Source organism: Nonomuraea sp. NPDC050536 (genome assembly GCF_044457685.1).
Lineage (GTDB): Bacteria > Actinomycetota > Actinomycetes > Streptosporangiales > Streptosporangiaceae > Nonomuraea.
The window spans coordinates 109254-123584 of sequence record NZ_JBITHD010000021.1 but is presented as its reverse complement, the minus strand read 5'-3'; the positions used below and the strand labels follow the sequence as shown (position 1 = coordinate 123584).

19 protein-coding genes are annotated in these 14331 nt (G+C 70.4%); 10 read left to right on the top strand and 9 right to left on the bottom strand.

Going from position 1 to position 14331, the window contains the following annotated elements:
- The first annotated feature begins 63 nt into the window (after window positions 1–63).
- Together ACIBHX_RS41640 and ACIBHX_RS41635 are read left to right on the top strand one after the other, a co-directional pair.
- A complete protein-coding gene (locus ACIBHX_RS41640; RefSeq protein ID WP_397073157.1) occupies window positions 64–561 on the top strand; it encodes a heme-binding protein in 498 nt (165 codons plus the stop codon).
- A 448-nt stretch (window positions 562–1009) separates the two neighbouring features.
- Window positions 1010–1588 carry an ankyrin repeat domain-containing protein gene (locus ACIBHX_RS41635; RefSeq protein ID WP_397073156.1) on the top strand — a complete coding sequence of 193 codons (579 nt, stop codon included), beginning with the start codon at window positions 1010–1012 and terminating at the stop codon, window positions 1586–1588.
- Here the strand turns inward: ACIBHX_RS41635 and ACIBHX_RS41630 are convergent.
- Entirely contained in the window at window positions 1585–2487 is a 903-nt protein-coding gene (locus tag ACIBHX_RS41630; RefSeq protein ID WP_397073154.1) for an asparaginase, read from the bottom strand. The two genes, ACIBHX_RS41635 and ACIBHX_RS41630, sit on opposite strands and share 4 nt — an antisense overlap.
- A gap of 20 nt (window positions 2488–2507) precedes the next feature.
- Between ACIBHX_RS41630 and dtd the strand changes: the two genes are divergently transcribed.
- The 3 genes from dtd to ACIBHX_RS41615 are packed head-to-tail and all read left to right on the top strand — an operon-like array spanning window position 2508 to window position 4221.
- The gene (gene dtd / locus ACIBHX_RS41625; protein ID WP_397073152.1) at window positions 2508–2933 is read left to right on the top strand and encodes a D-aminoacyl-tRNA deacylase; all 426 of its coding nucleotides are present in this window, start codon (window positions 2508–2510) and stop codon (window positions 2931–2933) included.
- Window positions 2934–2959: 26 nt separating this feature from the next.
- Window positions 2960–3376: a MarR family winged helix-turn-helix transcriptional regulator gene (locus tag ACIBHX_RS41620; RefSeq protein ID WP_397073150.1), complete on the top strand. Its 417-nt coding sequence runs from the start codon at window positions 2960–2962 to the stop codon at window positions 3374–3376.
- Window positions 3373–4221, top strand: a complete 849-nt coding sequence (locus tag ACIBHX_RS41615) for a DNA-3-methyladenine glycosylase family protein (protein ID WP_397073148.1) — start codon at window positions 3373–3375, stop codon at window positions 4219–4221. The genes ACIBHX_RS41620 and ACIBHX_RS41615 overlap by 4 nt, the downstream gene beginning before the upstream one ends.
- Here ACIBHX_RS41615 and ACIBHX_RS41610 read toward each other — a convergent pair.
- Window positions 4218–4952 (bottom strand): alanyl-tRNA editing protein, encoded by a 735-nt coding sequence (locus tag ACIBHX_RS41610; RefSeq protein WP_397073146.1) that lies wholly within the window; start codon window positions 4950–4952, stop codon window positions 4218–4220. The two genes, ACIBHX_RS41615 and ACIBHX_RS41610, sit on opposite strands and share 4 nt — an antisense overlap.
- A gap of 172 nt (window positions 4953–5124) precedes the next feature.
- Here ACIBHX_RS41610 and ACIBHX_RS41605 point away from each other — a divergent pair, with 172 nt between their 5' ends.
- Both ACIBHX_RS41605 and ACIBHX_RS41600 read left to right on the top strand, forming a co-directional pair.
- On the top strand, window positions 5125–5676 hold the full coding sequence (locus ACIBHX_RS41605) for an SGNH/GDSL hydrolase family protein (protein WP_397073237.1): 552 nt from the start codon (window positions 5125–5127) through the stop codon (window positions 5674–5676).
- A 63-nt stretch (window positions 5677–5739) separates the two neighbouring features.
- Window positions 5740–7059, top strand: a complete 1320-nt coding sequence (locus ACIBHX_RS41600) for an FAD-dependent oxidoreductase (RefSeq protein ID WP_397073145.1) — start codon at window positions 5740–5742, stop codon at window positions 7057–7059.
- Here ACIBHX_RS41600 and ACIBHX_RS41595 read toward each other — a convergent pair whose 3' ends face one another.
- From ACIBHX_RS41595 to ACIBHX_RS41575, 5 genes are all read right to left on the bottom strand, one after another.
- The gene (locus ACIBHX_RS41595) at window positions 7060–7425 is read right to left on the bottom strand and encodes a DUF2516 family protein (protein WP_397073143.1); all 366 of its coding nucleotides are present in this window, start codon (window positions 7423–7425) and stop codon (window positions 7060–7062) included.
- A gap of 98 nt (window positions 7426–7523) precedes the next feature.
- Window positions 7524–7934, bottom strand: coding sequence for a hypothetical protein (locus tag ACIBHX_RS41590; protein ID WP_397073141.1), 411 nt, complete (start codon window positions 7932–7934; stop codon window positions 7524–7526).
- Window positions 7935–7937: 3 nt separating this feature from the next.
- Complete coding sequence (locus tag ACIBHX_RS41585) at window positions 7938–8432, bottom strand: helix-turn-helix domain-containing protein (protein WP_397073140.1); 495 nt, start codon at window positions 8430–8432, stop codon at window positions 7938–7940.
- A gap of 60 nt (window positions 8433–8492) precedes the next feature.
- Window positions 8493–9398: a M56 family metallopeptidase gene (locus ACIBHX_RS41580; RefSeq protein ID WP_397073138.1), complete on the bottom strand. Its 906-nt coding sequence runs from the start codon at window positions 9396–9398 to the stop codon at window positions 8493–8495.
- Complete coding sequence (locus ACIBHX_RS41575) at window positions 9395–9751, bottom strand: BlaI/MecI/CopY family transcriptional regulator (protein WP_397073136.1); 357 nt, start codon at window positions 9749–9751, stop codon at window positions 9395–9397. The genes ACIBHX_RS41580 and ACIBHX_RS41575 overlap by 4 nt, the downstream gene beginning before the upstream one ends.
- A gap of 109 nt (window positions 9752–9860) precedes the next feature.
- Here ACIBHX_RS41575 and ACIBHX_RS41570 point away from each other — a divergent pair, with 109 nt between their 5' ends.
- Window positions 9861–10856 (top strand): M36 family metallopeptidase, encoded by a 996-nt coding sequence (locus ACIBHX_RS41570; protein ID WP_397073134.1) that lies wholly within the window; start codon window positions 9861–9863, stop codon window positions 10854–10856.
- Here the strand turns inward: ACIBHX_RS41570 and ACIBHX_RS41565 are convergent.
- Both ACIBHX_RS41565 and ACIBHX_RS41560 read right to left on the bottom strand, forming a co-directional pair.
- The gene (locus ACIBHX_RS41565) at window positions 10834–11637 is read right to left on the bottom strand and encodes a class I SAM-dependent methyltransferase (RefSeq protein WP_397073133.1); all 804 of its coding nucleotides are present in this window, start codon (window positions 11635–11637) and stop codon (window positions 10834–10836) included. The genes ACIBHX_RS41570 and ACIBHX_RS41565 overlap by 23 nt on opposite strands.
- A 28-nt stretch (window positions 11638–11665) precedes the next feature.
- Window positions 11666–12406 (bottom strand): SDR family NAD(P)-dependent oxidoreductase, encoded by a 741-nt coding sequence (locus ACIBHX_RS41560; protein WP_397073131.1) that lies wholly within the window; start codon window positions 12404–12406, stop codon window positions 11666–11668.
- A 130-nt stretch (window positions 12407–12536) separates the two neighbouring features.
- On the opposite strand from ACIBHX_RS41560, the gene mshA reads away from it, so the two are divergent.
- Both mshA and ACIBHX_RS41550 read left to right on the top strand, forming a co-directional pair.
- Window positions 12537–13775, top strand: a complete 1239-nt coding sequence (mshA, locus tag ACIBHX_RS41555; RefSeq protein ID WP_397073236.1) for a D-inositol-3-phosphate glycosyltransferase — start codon at window positions 12537–12539, stop codon at window positions 13773–13775.
- Between the two features lie 45 nt (window positions 13776–13820).
- Window positions 13821–14321, top strand: coding sequence for a YbjN domain-containing protein (locus tag ACIBHX_RS41550; protein ID WP_397073129.1), 501 nt, complete (start codon window positions 13821–13823; stop codon window positions 14319–14321).
- Window positions 14322–14331: the final 10 nt, after the last annotated feature.

The following is a 14331-nucleotide window of genomic DNA, read 5'->3' as shown; positions in this document are numbered from 1 at the left end:
GTCGCCCACGCCTCGATCGCACTCCCGATGGCCCGGCCGCTGACCAGCGGCAACCTGGGAGGCATGAAGATTCGCATCGCGGCCGTCGCTGCCGCTCTCGCCGGCATGACCATCCTCGGCGGGGCCACGCAGGCCGCCCAGGCCGCTCCCTCCGAGCCGGCGGTCGTGCAGACCAGCCAGCTCTCCACCGACGCCGTCCTGCGGGTCGCGGACGCGGTCCAGAAGGAGGCCGCCAAGCAGAAGCAGCGCGTCACCGTGGCGATCGTCGACCGCTCGGGCGCCACGCGCCTCATCCTCAAGGGCGACGGCGCCGGGCCGCAGACGGAGGAGTCGGCCAGGCGCAAGGCCTTCACCGCGGTCTCGTTCGGGAAGGCGACGAGCGAGCTGTCCAAGAACCAGGCCCTCGCGGCGATCCCCGGCACGCTGCTGCTGGCCGGCGGGGTGCCGGTGACCTCGGGTGGCGCGCCCATCGCCGGCATCGGCGTCGGGGGAGCCCCCAGCGGCGACATCGACGAGTCCCTGGCGGCGGCCGGCCTCCGCGCTCTCGGCCAGCTTTCTTGATCCTGTACGGCGGGCGTCGGGCTCTGTACGTCGAGCCTGATCCTGTACGGCGGGCTGCCGCCACCGGCCGCCCGCCGCACCCCGGCTGAGGGCCCGCGACCGGCGCTTCCGGCGAGTCGGTGGTGGTTGCCCGCTGTCACGGCGCTTGGTTGTCGTGGCACCCCGGCCGCGGCCTCCCGCCGTACAGGGCGCCGCCTTTCGCCGACCCACGTCTCGCCGACCCGGCGCCTGGAGCGTGCCCGGGGGCACGAGGGCATGGTGCCCGCGCTTACCCGCGCCGGGGTTGGCGAGGCGTGGTGCGACGGTCGGGGGCGGCGGCCCGCCGTACCAGATCAAGCCGAGCCTGATGCACAGGGCTCGCCGTACGGGATCAGGAGGCGGAATGTGGCGGTGGCTGGTGGTGTTCGCGCTGGTGACGGGGTGTATGGACGGCGTGAGAGGATCAAGGGTGCTGGATCAACAACTGCTGCAAGCCGCCGCGACCGGCGACGCCGCCGCCGTGCGGGACGCGATAGCCGAGGGCGCCGACCTGGAGGCCAGGGACTCCAGGCAGCGGACACCGCTGCTGCTGGCCGCCGCCGCGGATCACGTGGAGGCCGCCCAGGTCCTGGTGTCCGCCGGTGCCGACCCGAACGCGCTGGACGCCCAGCACGACACCCCGTGGCTGGTGACCGGCGTGACCGGCAGCGTGGCGATGCTCAAGGCGCTGCTGCCCGCCAACCCCGACCTGACCATCAGGAACCGCTACGGCGGCGTGTCGCTCATCCCCGCCTGCGAACGCGGCCACGTCGACTACGTGCGCGAGGTGCTCAAAACCGGCATCGACGTCGACCACGTCAACGACCTGGGCTGGACCGGACTGCTGGAGGCGGTCATCCTGGGCGACGGGTCCGAGCCCTACCAGCGCATCGTCCGGCTCCTGCTGGATGCGGGCGCCGATCGCGAGCTGGCCGACCGCGACGGTGTCACGGCACGCGAGCACGCCGTACGCATGGGGCAGAAGGAGATCGCGGCGCTGCTGAGCTAGGTGCGGCGCAGGCGGATCTCGCCGACAGGCCTGCCGCCGCCGTGCAGCGGCGGCTTGGCGAGGGCGTCGAGGGCGGGCGCGTCCAGGCCGACCGAGCGCAGGGCCGCGACGGTGACGGGGGTCCGCGCCCGCATCGAGCCGTCCTCGACCTTGACCGTGCCGGCGCTGCCGTCCTCGAAGGCGAACGCCTCGAAGCCCTCGGCGCCCACCTTCACCATCAGCCCGGGGATGGCCCGCATCATGTCCGCCTCGGAGCGGTCGGTGCCGGAGGTCCACTCGGGGTGTGCGCGCATCGCGTCGAACACGCGCCGGTCCTCCATCGTGGCCAGCTGCCTGAAGGCCCTGGTCACGCCCAGCATCGAGACGAAGAACAGCGGCGCACCGCACCCGTCCACGCCGGAGGCCGCCACGCGCTCGCCGGTCAGCTCCTCCACCGTCTGCCTGATCGCGCGCTGCAGCGGGTGCGCCGGCTCCAGGTAGGTGCCGGTGGGCCAGTCGTTCAGCACGCAGGTGGCCAGCATGGCGGCGTGCTTGCCGGAGCAGTTCATGTACGCGCGCCCGTGTTCGGCGACCGCCCGGTCGAAGGGGTAGTCGTCCGGGCAGAGCAGGGCAGACTCGTCCAGCCCTGCCCCGGCCAGGATCTTCCTGGCGCCCTCGACGTGGAACGACTCGCCCGAGTGCGAGGCGCAGGCCAGCGCGAGCAGTTCGCCCTCCAGGTCGAGCCCGTTGCGCAGCATGGCGAGCACCTGCAGCGGCTTCATCGCCGAACGCGGCGAGGCGGGCACGTGGACCGCGCCGTGCGCCTCCACCGGAGTACCGGCGGCGTCCACGGTGAGCATGCGGGCCTGGTGGGTGGACTCCACGAACCCAGAACGGACAACCTCTACGACCAGCGGCATTTGACCTATTCTAGGGAGCCGTGCGAGCCGTAGTGCAGCGGGTGAGTTCCGCATCCGTAGAGGTCGAAGGTCAGATCGTGGGCGCGATCGACGGGCCGGGTTTGCTCGTCCTGGTCGGCGTCACCCACGCCGACACCCGGGCGGAGGCGAGGAAGCTGGCCGCCAAGCTCTGGGGCCTGCGGATCCTCGACGGCGAGAAGTCCTGCTCAGACATCTCCGCCCCATTGCTGGTGATCAGCCAGTTCACGCTGTACGGCGACGCGCGCAAGGGCAGGCGCCCGACCTGGCAGGCGGCGGCCCCAGGCCCGGTGGCCGAGCCGCTGGTCGACGCCGTGGTGGAGGAGCTGCGGGCGCTGGGCGCGCAGGTGGAGACGGGCGTCTTCGGCGCGGACATGAAGGTGTCGCTGCTGAACGACGGCCCGATCACGCTGGTTCTGGACATTTAGTCTTCGCGCAGATAATCTGCGTGTCTATGAGCCCTGATGACAGTCCCGGATTCCTGCTGTGGCGGCTCACGCTGCGCTGGCAGCGCGAGATCACCGCGGTGCTGGCCCCGCTTGACCTGACGCACGTGCAGTTCGTGTTGCTGGCCAGCACCTGGTGGCTGAACGCGCAGGGGCAGCGGCCCAACCAGCTCAGCGTGGCCAGGCACGCGGAGACCGACGTGAAGATGACCTCCCAGGTGCTGCGCAAGCTGGAGGACAAGGGGCTGCTCGTGCGCGAGGTCGATCCCGCCGACACGCGCGCCAGGCTGCTGCGCCTCACCGAGCGCGGGCAGGAGCTCGCCGAGCGGGCCGTGGCCACGGTCGAGAAGGCCGACGCCGGCTTCTTCGCCTCGATCCCCGACGGCTCCTCCATGATCACCGCACTCCGGAGGACGGTACCGTGACGACGCTTCCCGCCAAGGCGCCCTTCGACTTCGACGCCACGCTGCGCTTCCTGCGTGGGTTCCCGCCCACCTCGGGCGAGCAGCGGGTGGAGGGCGACAGCCTGACCAAGGCGCTGCGGGCCGGCGGCCAGACCGTCGTGGCCACGCTGAAGGCGGCCGAGGGCGGTCTGGACGTCTCCTACGCCGCGCCGCCCACGCCCGCCGCCGAGGCGGAGGCCGCCGATCGGCTGAGCTTCTACCTGGGGCTGGAGGACGACCTGGCCGAGTTCTACGAGCTCGGGCGGGCCGATGCCGCCTTCGCGCCCGTGGTCGCCGCGCTGCACGGTTACCACCAGGTCAAGTTCCCGTCCCCGCTGGAGAACCTGGTGTGGGCGATCCTGTGCCAGCGGGTCCCGATGCCGGTGGCGACCAAGGCCAAGCAGGCACTCGTCGGCCACGCCGGCAACGAGCTGGACGCCTTCCCCGACCTGGACCAGCTGCTGTCGATCGGCCAGGACGAGCTGACCGCGCTCATCGGCAACGCCACCAAGGGTGCGCGCCTGCACGCGGCGCTGCGCCGGTGGGCCGAGACGGACGAGCGCCACCTGCGCACCGCGCCCTACGGCGAGGTCAAGGAGTTCCTCCAGAGCCTGCCGGGCATCGGCCCGTGGTCGGCGAACTTCATCCTGATCCGCGGCCTCGGCAGGATGGACGAGGCTCCCGTCGACAGGGAGCTGCTCAGGTCCGCCTCCGCGGTGTACGGTCCGCTGTCGGAGGGCAGGGCGCGCCAGATCGCCGCCACCTACGGCCCTTGGCAGGGCTACTGGGCCCACTACCTCAGGGCCGTCGGCCTCGTCCGCGCCTAGTCGGAGATCGCGATACGGAGGCGGCGGAAGCCGCGGCCCTTGCTCTCGATCTTGGCGACCTTGATGCGCCCGATCTGCCGGGTGGAGGCCACGTGCGTGCCGCCGTCGGCCTGCGTGTCCAGGCCCACGATGTCCACGATGCGCACGTCCTCCACCTCCTCGGGGACCAGGTTGGTGGCCGTGCGGATGATGTCGGGGATGTCGAAGGCCTCCTTGCGCGGCAGCACGCGCACGTCGATGCGCCGGTCGGCGAGGATCTCGGCGTTGCAGGCGTCCTCCACCGCCTCCTTGAAGCCCGGCGGCACCTCCGGCATGTTGAAGTCCATGCGCGCCGACAGCGGCTCCATGTTGCCGCCCGTGACGAGCGAGCCGTAGTCGCGGAAGACCACCCCGCACAGCACGTGGAGCCCCGAGTGGGTGCGCATGAGTGCCGAGCGCCGCTCGTCTTCGACGGCCGCCTCGACGACGGTGCCGACGGGCGGCACCGGGTCGCCTTCCGCCGGAATCAGGTAGAGATCGTCGCCTTTGCGTATGCCGACGATCCGGGTCTCCACCCCGAGCCAGAGGAGAACTCCGTGATCCGCCGGCTGGCCGCCTCCGCCTGGATAGAATGCCGACCTGCTCAAGACGATCCCCTCGGGCGTCGAGTCCAGGACGACCGCCTCGAAGGAGCGCAGGTTCTGGTCGGACAGTTCGAGCCGTTGCGTTCGCCCGTGGAGATCGGTGCTCATACCAGCAGCCTAGAGCCATGAGGTAGCCATGCGCTTCCCGACGCATCGACCCTTGATGGCGCAGGTCGCGGCAATGCTGGCGATTTGTTCGCTTACATCTGGATGTAACAGCGCGGCGGGGCAGTCGTCGCCGCCCCGCCGTACTCCCGTCATCGAGAAGGCGACGCCGGTGATGATGGTCGTCGGCGACAGCTTCACGGTCGGGTCAGGCCCGGTGCCCACCTGGCAGACCTACGCCACGCGGACCGCCAGGATGCTCGGCTGGCAGCCGGTCATCGCCGGCGCGGGCGGCACGGGCTACCTCAACCACGGACGCGTCGGGCGCACCTTCCAGCAGTCCTTCGACGCCGAGCTGTCCTGGCGTCCGGCCCCCGACGTGCTGATCCTCTCGGGCGGCCACAACGACCGCCGCTGGCCGGCGCTTCAGGTACGGCGGGCCGCGGCCAGGCTCGTCTGGCAGGTCAAGGGACGCTGGCCGAGGACCAGGATCGTCATGGTCGGCCCGATCTGGCTGGAGGGCGCCCCGCCCGAGGTCTACCGGGTGCGCGACGCGCTGAAGGAGGTGGCCGCGCGGGAGGGCGTGCCGTTCCTCGACCCGCTGGCGCGCCGCTGGGTCACCGGCAGGCCGGCGGAGACCGTGCTTCCCGACGGCGTGCATCCCACGTTCGCCGGCCACCTCCGCATCGCTCGCTGGCTGGCGCAGGCGCTCGGCAGAATCTCTTGACATTCAAGTCTCTTGGCCTTCAAGATAAAAGTGCCTTGAAAGCCAAGAGAACTGGATGTCCCCATGAACGTCATCATCATCGGCGCCGGCACCGGCGGCATGTGCCTGGCCCACGGGCTCAAGAAGGCCGGAGTCTCGGTGAAGGTCTACGAGCGTGACCGCAGCCGCACCGACGGCCTGTACGGCTACCGCGTCGGCATCGACCCGACCGGCAACCGGGCGCTGAAGGAATGCCTGCCGCCCGAGCTGTTCGACACCTTCGTGGCGACCTGCGCGCGAGCGCCGAAGTACCTCAACGTGCTCACCGAGCGCGGCAGGTTCACCGCCTCGTTTCCGCTCAGGGACGACCACGACCCGGTCAACAGCGAGCGCTCGGTCTCCCGGATGACGCTGCGCCAGGTGCTGCTCACGGGCATGGAGGACGTGGTGGAGTACGGCAAGGAGTTCACCAGCTACGAGCGCAACGCTGACGGCACCATCACCGCGTACTTCGCCGACGGCACCTCGGCCACCGGCGACGTGCTGGTCGCCGCGGACGGCACCAACTCCAGGGTCCGCCGGCAGTACCTGCCGCACGCCCAGGTCAAGGACTCCGGCGTGATCGCCGTGTCGGCCAAGATCCCGGTGACCGACGAGACCAGGGCGCTGCTGCCCCGTGAGGTGTTCGAGGGCCTGTCGATGGTCTTCGCGCCGCGCGGCAAGTTCTGCATCTGGCACGTGATGGAGTTCAAGTGGGACCGCGACGGCGCGGTCAAGGACGGCATCGGCGGCAACGAGGCCGAACTGGTCGAGAAGTGGCCCGGCCTGCTCTACGACAACACCCGCGACTACATCAACTGGGGCTTCTCAGCCTCGGTCGACAAGTACCCGGCCAACGTCATGGAGCTGCGCGGCGAGGAGCTCATCGAGCTGGCCCTGGACATGACCCGCGACTGGGCGCCGAACATGCGGCGGCTCATCACCATGTCAGACCCGGGCAGCTGCTTCCCGATCAACATCCGCACCTCGGTGCCGATCGACCCCTGGCCCTCGACCAACATCACGCTGCTCGGCGACGCCATCCACACGATGACGCCGGGCCGCGGGGTCGGCGCCAACACCGCGCTGCGCGACGCCATGCTGCTGTGCAGGGAGCTGACCAGCGGCAAGCCCGTGGTCGAGGCGATCACCGCCTACGAGCGGGAGATGGTCCCCTACGGCTTCGCCCGGGTGAAGGACTCCCTCGCCCAGAACGGCATGAACGGCGACGACGCCCTGCACAAGCCCGTGATCGGACGGCTGATGCTGGCCGTCAACCGGGCCTTCTTCGCCGTCACCGACCGGATCCCGGCGCTGAAGAGGAAGTTCATCGCGGCGCAGTACGCCTACCGGGGAGCCGAGTGATCACCACGGGCCGTAGGGGCCGTTGTTGCCCCCGCGGCCCATCCCCTTCACGGCGGGCTTGACGTCGACGATGTACACAGCGGCGGCGATCACGGCCAGGATCGAGAAGAACCCGAGCCCGATCCCGATGAACGCCTGCCCCTGGAAGGCCAGGAACGTGATGAAGTAAGACCAGGCGCCCGCCCCCGAGAACAGCGTCGCCAGCACCAGGATGACCAGCCAGAGGTTCTTCTGCAGCTTCCCGGCGGCCACGAAGGCGGCCGGGGGCACGCGCAGCGCGTGCACCAGCGCGTAGACGGACATGCCGAAGATGACGACGGAGAGCAGCAGGAACAGAAGGTTCAGTCCACCATTGATGATGCTCATGCTCGCTCCCAACGCCGCGCCGACGGCCCCAGCCTAGTGGGGAACCCCGATGAACGCGGAAGGCCCGCCTCGATCGAGGCGGGCCTTCGCGTGTGACCTCAGGCCTTCGTGGCGGCCTTGGTCGTGCGCTTCCTGGGGGCAGGGGCAGGGGTGGGCTCGGCGGCCTCGGAGACCTGCTCGAGCTCGTGCGCGGCCTCGCCGGAGGCCTTGCTGACGACCTTGCGGCCGCGGGTGGCGAACTCCTCGTAGACCTCGGTCGCCTTGTGCGACAGCTGGTCGGCGTACTCGCGGGCCTTCTCGGGGAACTCCCTGGCCAGCACCTCGGCCTTGTCGGCGGCGGCGCGGGCCCTGTCGGGCAGTTCCTTGGCCAGCTCGGAGCGGCGCGACTGGAGCTCCTGCAGGCGGTTCGGCAGCTCGCGCAGCTTCTCCACGGCGTAGTCGCCGGCGCCGGCCACGGCGAAGAACGGCTTGGACTCGGTGAGCTTCTTGACCTCGGTGGCGAGCGTCATGGGTTAACCTTCCTTGGTTTCCTGGTTGGCGGTGCCGTTGCTCGAGTTCGCCGAAAAGGGCTCAAGAGCGGCGAGATAGTCCTCGGGCAGCGGTTGCTCGTCATCCGGACCGGAGTCACGCACGGGGTCGGCATTCTGGGAGGTCTGCCCGGCCCCGGCGTGGCTCTCCTTGCGGAATGACTCGTAGATGTCGATCAGCACCTGGCGTTGCCGCCCGCTGAGATGGCTGTCGGCTCTGATCGCCGTGATGACGTCGCTGGGCGGCTCGCGGTCCTCGATGAGGCCCGCCTGCACGTACAGCGCCTGCGCGGACATGTGCAGCCCCTTGGCGATCTGGTTGAGGATCTCCGCGCTGGGCTTGCGCAGGCCACGCTCGATCTGGCTCAGGTAGGGGTTGGAGACCCCCGCCGCGGCGGCGAGCTGACGCAGCGAGATCTTCGCCTGCTGCCGCTGCTCGCGGATGTACTCACCGATCGAGCCGGCCTTGGGTAGTGCCATGCCCGATAGTCTGCCCGATGGTGCTTGCAATTGCAAACGGGCAGCTAGCAAGTGCAAGCGCTACAGCGGGACCACCCAGAGCAGGGGAGCGGACAGCACCAGCGCCACGACGAGCGTCACCAGCCCGTAGCGCGAGGTCGTCGCCAGGTCCGGGTCGGGCTTGACCAGCCGGTCCACCCTGGCCATGACGTGCTGGGCGTGGACGCCGAGCATGCCCTGCGGGGTGGGCATGGCGCCGGCCGTACCGAACCTGAGCAGCGCGGTGGCCAGGCGGCGCGGCGAGCAGTAGCGGCGGGCGCGGTCGTCGGCGGCCATCTCGACCAGCAGCTCGACCTGTGCGTGCGCGTCCCTGACCACCTTGGACCAGGGCAGCGCGCGGCGCAGCGCGGCGAACGGGAGCAGGACCAGGTCGTGCCGCTCGCGCACGTGCGCGGCCTCGTGCGCCAGGACGGCCGACAGCTCGTCCTCCGACAGCAGCTTCAGCGCGCCCTCGCTCACCACCACCTGGGAACGCAGGCCGGGCACGCAGTAGGCGGCGGCGCGCGGGTGGTCGAGCACCCGCACACCGGGAACGACCGGGTTGTCGTGCGAGATCAGCCGCAGCAGCATCCGGTGGCGCCGCCGTGCGCGCAGCGTCTGGACGCCCGCGGCGACCGTCACGATGACCAGCATCGCCAGCTGAGTGATCCCGGCGATCATGGCCAGGACGTGCGGCAGGTCCCAGGACTGCTGCGGCGGGCGGCCGTCGGCGAAGAAGATCAGGCCGTGCAGGAGCCCCATGTCGTAGGGCTGGACGGCGAAGGCCAGCAGAGTGCCGCTGGTGGCCAGCCCCCAGGCCACGCCGAGTGCCTGCCACAGCGTGATGGCCAGGCGGGGTGCCCGGGAGGTCCAGCGGGCGGTGGTGAAACGCCAGGAGCCGATCGCGCACGCGGTGGCGAGCGCGGCCAGCGCCACAGCCGTGATCACTCTTCCTCCAGCTCCGTCAGGGCCTTACGCAGGATCTCCGCCTCCGAGCCTGAAACGGCCTGGGCGAAGCGGGTCAGGGCGGCCGATCGGTCGCCCGTCATCTCCAGAGCTTCCAGCATAAGCTCGGCGATGTAGGAATCGCGGGTTTCCGCCGGTTCGTAGCGCCATGCCCGGCCATCGCGCGTGCGACGCAGGAAGCCCTTGCGGGTCAGGCGGTCCAGGACGGTCATGACCGTGGTGGGAGCCAGGTCGCGGTCTTCGATGAGTCTTCCGACCTCGCGGGCGGTCAGCGGGGTGCTGTCCGCCCAGAGGATGTCCATGATGCTGCGCTCGAGCTCGCCAAGACCCTTCACACGCTTCAGCGTAGTACTACAAGCCGTCGAGCTGGCACGCGGGCGTTCACAGGAAATCGTGACATCTCAGTGGCTTGCCGCCCGGAGCGCCACTGTGGACGATCTGCGGATGCGTTACTTACTCGCCCTCACGGCCGCTGTCGCCACGATCGGCGCGGCCTCCCCCGCGGGCAGCACGGCCACCGCCACCGTCTTCTACCCCAACCCCGTCCAGCAGCTGGGTGACCAAAATCTCACCGACGCCAAGGACGCCGATCTGCCCGTCTTCGCCTCCGCCTACACCGGGGTGACGCTCACCGACCTCGACGGCTCCGGCACGCTGACCGGCCGTTACGTCAGGGTCAAGAGCTCCACGGGCAAGGCCGCCCAGGCCGTCGGCGGCGCCTTCCCCGCCTACCACCGCGACGTCGACCAGTTCGAGCAGGTCATGGGCTACTACTGGGTCACCAGGGCGCAGCAGTACCTGCAGTCGCTCGGCTTCGGCTCGAAGCTCCGCCCGGTCAACCAGCGCCAGATCGAGCTGCGGATCGACCAGTACGGCGGCGACAACTCCTTCTTCCGCGACGACAAGGCCAACATCACGCTGGGCAAGGGCGGCGTGGACGACGCCGAGGACGCCGAGGTGATCGTGCACGAGTACGGCCACAGCGTCCAGGACGGCCAGGTCACCGGCTTCGGCACGAACCTGGAGTCGGGCTCGATCGGCGAGGCGTTCGGCGACTACCTGGCCGTCGCGGTGACCAGCTGGGCCACCGGCGTGCCCACCAAGACGGACGAGGCGTGCGTCGCCGACTGGGACTCGACCTCCTACTCCGCCGCGCCGCACTGCCTGCGCAGGCTCGACGGCACCAAGCACTATCCCGAGGACGTCATCGGCGAGGTGCATGCCGACGGCGAGATCTGGTCCAGGGCCCTGTGGGACATCCGCGGCGCGCTCGGCGACACCAAGGCGAGCACGCTGATCGTGGAGGCCCAGTTCGGCTTCGCCACGGACACCTCCTTCCGCGCCGCCGCCCAGCAGACCGTCGCCACCGCCAAGCGCCTGTACGGCGACGCCGCCGCGGCCGTGGCCACGAAGGCGTTCACCGATCGGGGCCTGCTATAGCCGTCCACGGGACGGTCAGCTCGCCGAGCCGCCACCTGCTCCTGCCTCCCAGCGGCATGCGCTGAGGGATGGGCCAGGCGGCGCTCAGCCGCTCCACGGCCGCCAGCCACCGCTGCCGCCGTCCGTGCGCACCGTACGGCGCGGCGGTGGCCCATGCGCGGTCGAAGTCGCGCAGGAAGGCGTGGATGGGCTCGCCCGGCACGTTGCGGTGGATGAGCGTCTTGGGCAGCCGGTCGGCCAGGTCCGACGGCCGCTCGAAGGCGTCGAACCTGGCCGCGAACGTCAGCGTCCGCGGCCCGTCGCCGTCCAGACCCACCCAGACGGCCCTGTTGCCCACCTCCGAGCAGGTGCCCTCCACCAGCACGCCCCCGCGTGCCAGCTTCCCGCGCAGGAGATCCCAGTAGGTCCACGCCTCGGCCTCGCCGTACTGCCTGAGCACGTTGAAGGCCCTGACGAGGGTCGGCGGCCTGCTCACGGGCAGCTCGAAGCCGCCCAGGGCGAAGCTCAGGCCCTGGGTTTCGTACGGCTTGGCGGCGCGGACCCGGTCGGGATGGATCTCCAGCCCCACGACCTCGACGTCCGGATTTATCAGTCGAAGGCGGGTGAAGAGCTCCAATGTCGTGATGTGGGAGGCGCCGTAGCCGAGATCCACGACCAGGGGCCGCTCGGCCGTACGCAGGAGGCGGCCGTGGACGGCGGCGATCCACCGGTCGGCGCGGCGCAGCCGGTTGTGCGCCGTCGTCCCCCGGGTGATCGCCCCGACCGGCCGGGCAGCTCTCATGGTCGCGCCTCCTGCCGAGCCCCTGCGCTCAGGTGATCCGGTGAACCTTGTGCTGAGCGGCCTGCGCGCGCGGGCGCATGATGATGCGGTCGATGTTCACATGCGCGGGCCTGGTCACGCACCAGGCGATCGCGTCGGCCACGTCGTCCGAGCTCAGCGGGTCGGGCACGCCCTGGTAGACGCGCTGGGCCGCTTCGGCGTCGCCGCGGAACCTGGTGACCGCGAAGCCCTCGCTCCTGACCATCCCCGGCGCGATCTCCACGATCCGGATCGGCTGCCCGACCAGTTCCAGGCGGAGCGTCTCGGTCATCGCGGTCTGGGCGTGCTTGGCGGCGCAGTACCCGCCGCCGCCTTCATAGGACACCAGCCCGGCGGTCGAGGTGAGCATCACCAGCACCCCGTCGCCCGACTCGATCAGCAGGGGCGTCAGCGCCCTGGTCATCCGCAGAGAGCCGAGCACGTTCGTGTCGTACATCCGCTGCCAGTCCTCCACGTGACCCTCGGCCACGCTCTCCAGGCCCAGCGCCCCGCCGGCGTTGTTCACGAGCACGTCACAGCGCGTCAAAGAAGCCTTGAGCGAGTCGACGGACTCCTGGGAGGTGACGTCCAACGTGACCGGGGTGATTCCAGGCACCTCCGCGGCCAGCTTGTCCAGCCGCTCGCGCCGCCTGGCGCCCGCCACCACCTGGTAGCCCTCAGCGGCCAGCCGTCTGGCCGTGGCCTCGCCGATCCCGCTGCTTGCACCGGTAACAACCGCCGTTTTCTTCATGTTCACATCCTGTCGGACTCAGAGTCGTGGTCTCATGTCGGGAATGTCGGATCGATGTGGACAGTTGTATCTCGCTTGGAGGTGATGTCGGGTGAGGCGTGGACGGGTAAACCGGGTCGCGACGATCAGCATGCACACGTCCCCGCTGGACCAGCCTGGCACGGGCGACGCCGGTGGGATGAACGTCTACATCGTCGAGACGGCCAAGCGGCTCGCCCAGCTCGACGTCGAGGTGGAGATCTTCACCCGCCAGACCGCCCGCGACCTGCCTCCCGTCGCAGAGCTCGCCCCCGGCGTGCTGGTCAGGCACGTGACCGCCGGGCCGTACGAGGAGCTCGACCGCGCCGACATGCCCGGGCAGCTGTGCGCGTTCCTGTCGGGTGTGCTGCGCACCGAGGCCATGTACGACCCCGGCCGCTACGACGTCATCCACTCCCACTACTGGCTGTCCGGCCAGGTCGGCTGGCTGGCCAAGGAACGCTGGGGCGTGCCCCTGGTGCACAGCATGCACACCATGGCCAAGGTCAAGAACCAGCTGCTCGCCGCGGGCGACAAGCCGGAGCCGCAGCTGCGCGTGATCGGCGAGGAACAGGTCGTGGAGATCGCCGACCGGCTGATCGCCAACACCGAGGACGAGGCCGCAGAGCTCATCCAGCTCTACGGCGCGCCCGAGGACCGCGTCGCCGTGGTGAACCCTGGCGTCAACCTCACCGTCTTCCAGCCCGCCTCCCGCGGCTCCGCCCGCCGCAGGCTCGGCCTGCCGCAGGACGCCCACCTGCTGCTGTTCGTGGGCAGGATCCAGCCGCTCAAGGCCCCCGACGTGCTGCTGCGCGCCGCCTCCAGGATGCTCATCGAGGACCCCGAGCTGCGTTCCCGCCTGGTCGTGGCCTGCGTCGGCGGCCCCTCGGGCACCGGCCTCGCCCAGCCCTCCATCCTCACCGACCTGGCCGCCGAGCTGGGCATCTCCGACGTGGTCCGGCTGGTGCCGCCCGCTCCGCAGCACGAACTGGCCGACTGGTACCGCGCCGCCGACGTGACCGTGGTGCCCTCCTACAGCGAATCCTTCGGCCTGGTCGCGCTCGAATCCCAGGCCTGCGGCACCCCGGTGGCCGCGGCCGCCGTGGGCGGGCTGCGCACGGCCGTGGCCGACGGCGTCTCCGGCGTGCTCGTGGACGGCCACGACCCGCACGACTGGGCCGCCGTGCTGCGCCGCTTCGTCGTCTCGCCGCGCTGGCGCGACGGACTGTCCTCCGGCGCCCGCACGCACGCCGCCGCCTTCGGCTGGCAGGCCACCGCCGCCCGCCTGGTCGAGGTCTACACCGGAGCCAAGGACAACCTCCACCCGCTGCCCGTCGCGCTCAGCTCCTAGGCTGTACGGGCGGAAGGAACCGTGCCGGCGATCGAGTAAAGAGCGGTGAACGACCAAGTGGACCCCCGGGATGTGGTCGAGGCGGCGCTGAAGGCGTCCGAGGTGTCGTTCGAGGAGGTGCACCCCGGCGCGTTCCTGGTGACCCTGCCGGGCCGGCGCAAGCTCGCCACCACCACCTGGCTCGTCGTCGGCGAGCGGGCCATGCTCGTCGAGGCCTTCTTCTGCCGCCAGCCCGACGAGAACCACGCCGAGTTCTACCGCTTCCTGCTGTCCAAGAACGGCGGCATGTACGGCGTGCACTTCTGCCTCGATCCCGTGGGCGACGTGTACATGGTGGGCCGCCTCCCGCTGGCGGCCGTCACGGAGGACGAGGTCGACCGGCTGCTCGGCTGCGTGCTGACGTACTCGGACGAGTGGTTCAACAGGGCGCTCGAGCTGGGCTTCGCCTCGACGATCAAGCGCGAGTGGGAGTGGCGGGCCAGCAGGGGCGAGTCGTTGAAGAACCTCCAGGCCTTCGCCCACTTCGCGGACCCTGACCGCCTCTAGGATTGTCCGC

Bases quoted from the DNA above. Each gene is read 5' to 3' on its own strand.
- ACIBHX_RS41595 (WP_397073143.1), bottom strand. From the start codon at position 7,425: ATGAGCATCATCAATGGTGGACTGAACCTTCTGTTCCTGCTGCTCTCC.
- ACIBHX_RS41620 (WP_397073150.1), top strand. From the start codon at position 2,960: ATGAGCCCTGATGACAGTCCCGGATTCCTGCTGTGGCGGCTCACGCTG.
- ACIBHX_RS41605 (WP_397073237.1), top strand. From the start codon at position 5,125: ATGATGGTCGTCGGCGACAGCTTCACGGTCGGGTCAGGCCCGGTGCCC.
- ACIBHX_RS41585 (WP_397073140.1), bottom strand. From the start codon at position 8,432: ATGGCACTACCCAAGGCCGGCTCGATCGGTGAGTACATCCGCGAGCAG.
- ACIBHX_RS41590 (WP_397073141.1), bottom strand. From the start codon at position 7,934: ATGACGCTCGCCACCGAGGTCAAGAAGCTCACCGAGTCCAAGCCGTTC.
- ACIBHX_RS41560 (WP_397073131.1), bottom strand. From the start codon at position 12,406: ATGAAGAAAACGGCGGTTGTTACCGGTGCAAGCAGCGGGATCGGCGAG.
- ACIBHX_RS41600 (WP_397073145.1), top strand. From the start codon at position 5,740: ATGAACGTCATCATCATCGGCGCCGGCACCGGCGGCATGTGCCTGGCC.
- ACIBHX_RS41610 (WP_397073146.1), bottom strand. From the start codon at position 4,952: ATGAGCACCGATCTCCACGGGCGAACGCAACGGCTCGAACTGTCCGAC.
- ACIBHX_RS41565 (WP_397073133.1), bottom strand. From the start codon at position 11,637: ATGAGAGCTGCCCGGCCGGTCGGGGCGATCACCCGGGGGACGACGGCG.
- mshA (WP_397073236.1), top strand. From the start codon at position 12,537: ATGCACACGTCCCCGCTGGACCAGCCTGGCACGGGCGACGCCGGTGGG.
- ACIBHX_RS41640 (WP_397073157.1), top strand. From the start codon at position 64: ATGAAGATTCGCATCGCGGCCGTCGCTGCCGCTCTCGCCGGCATGACC.
- ACIBHX_RS41570 (WP_397073134.1), top strand. From the start codon at position 9,861: ATGCGTTACTTACTCGCCCTCACGGCCGCTGTCGCCACGATCGGCGCG.
- ACIBHX_RS41630 (WP_397073154.1), bottom strand. From the start codon at position 2,487: ATGCCGCTGGTCGTAGAGGTTGTCCGTTCTGGGTTCGTGGAGTCCACC.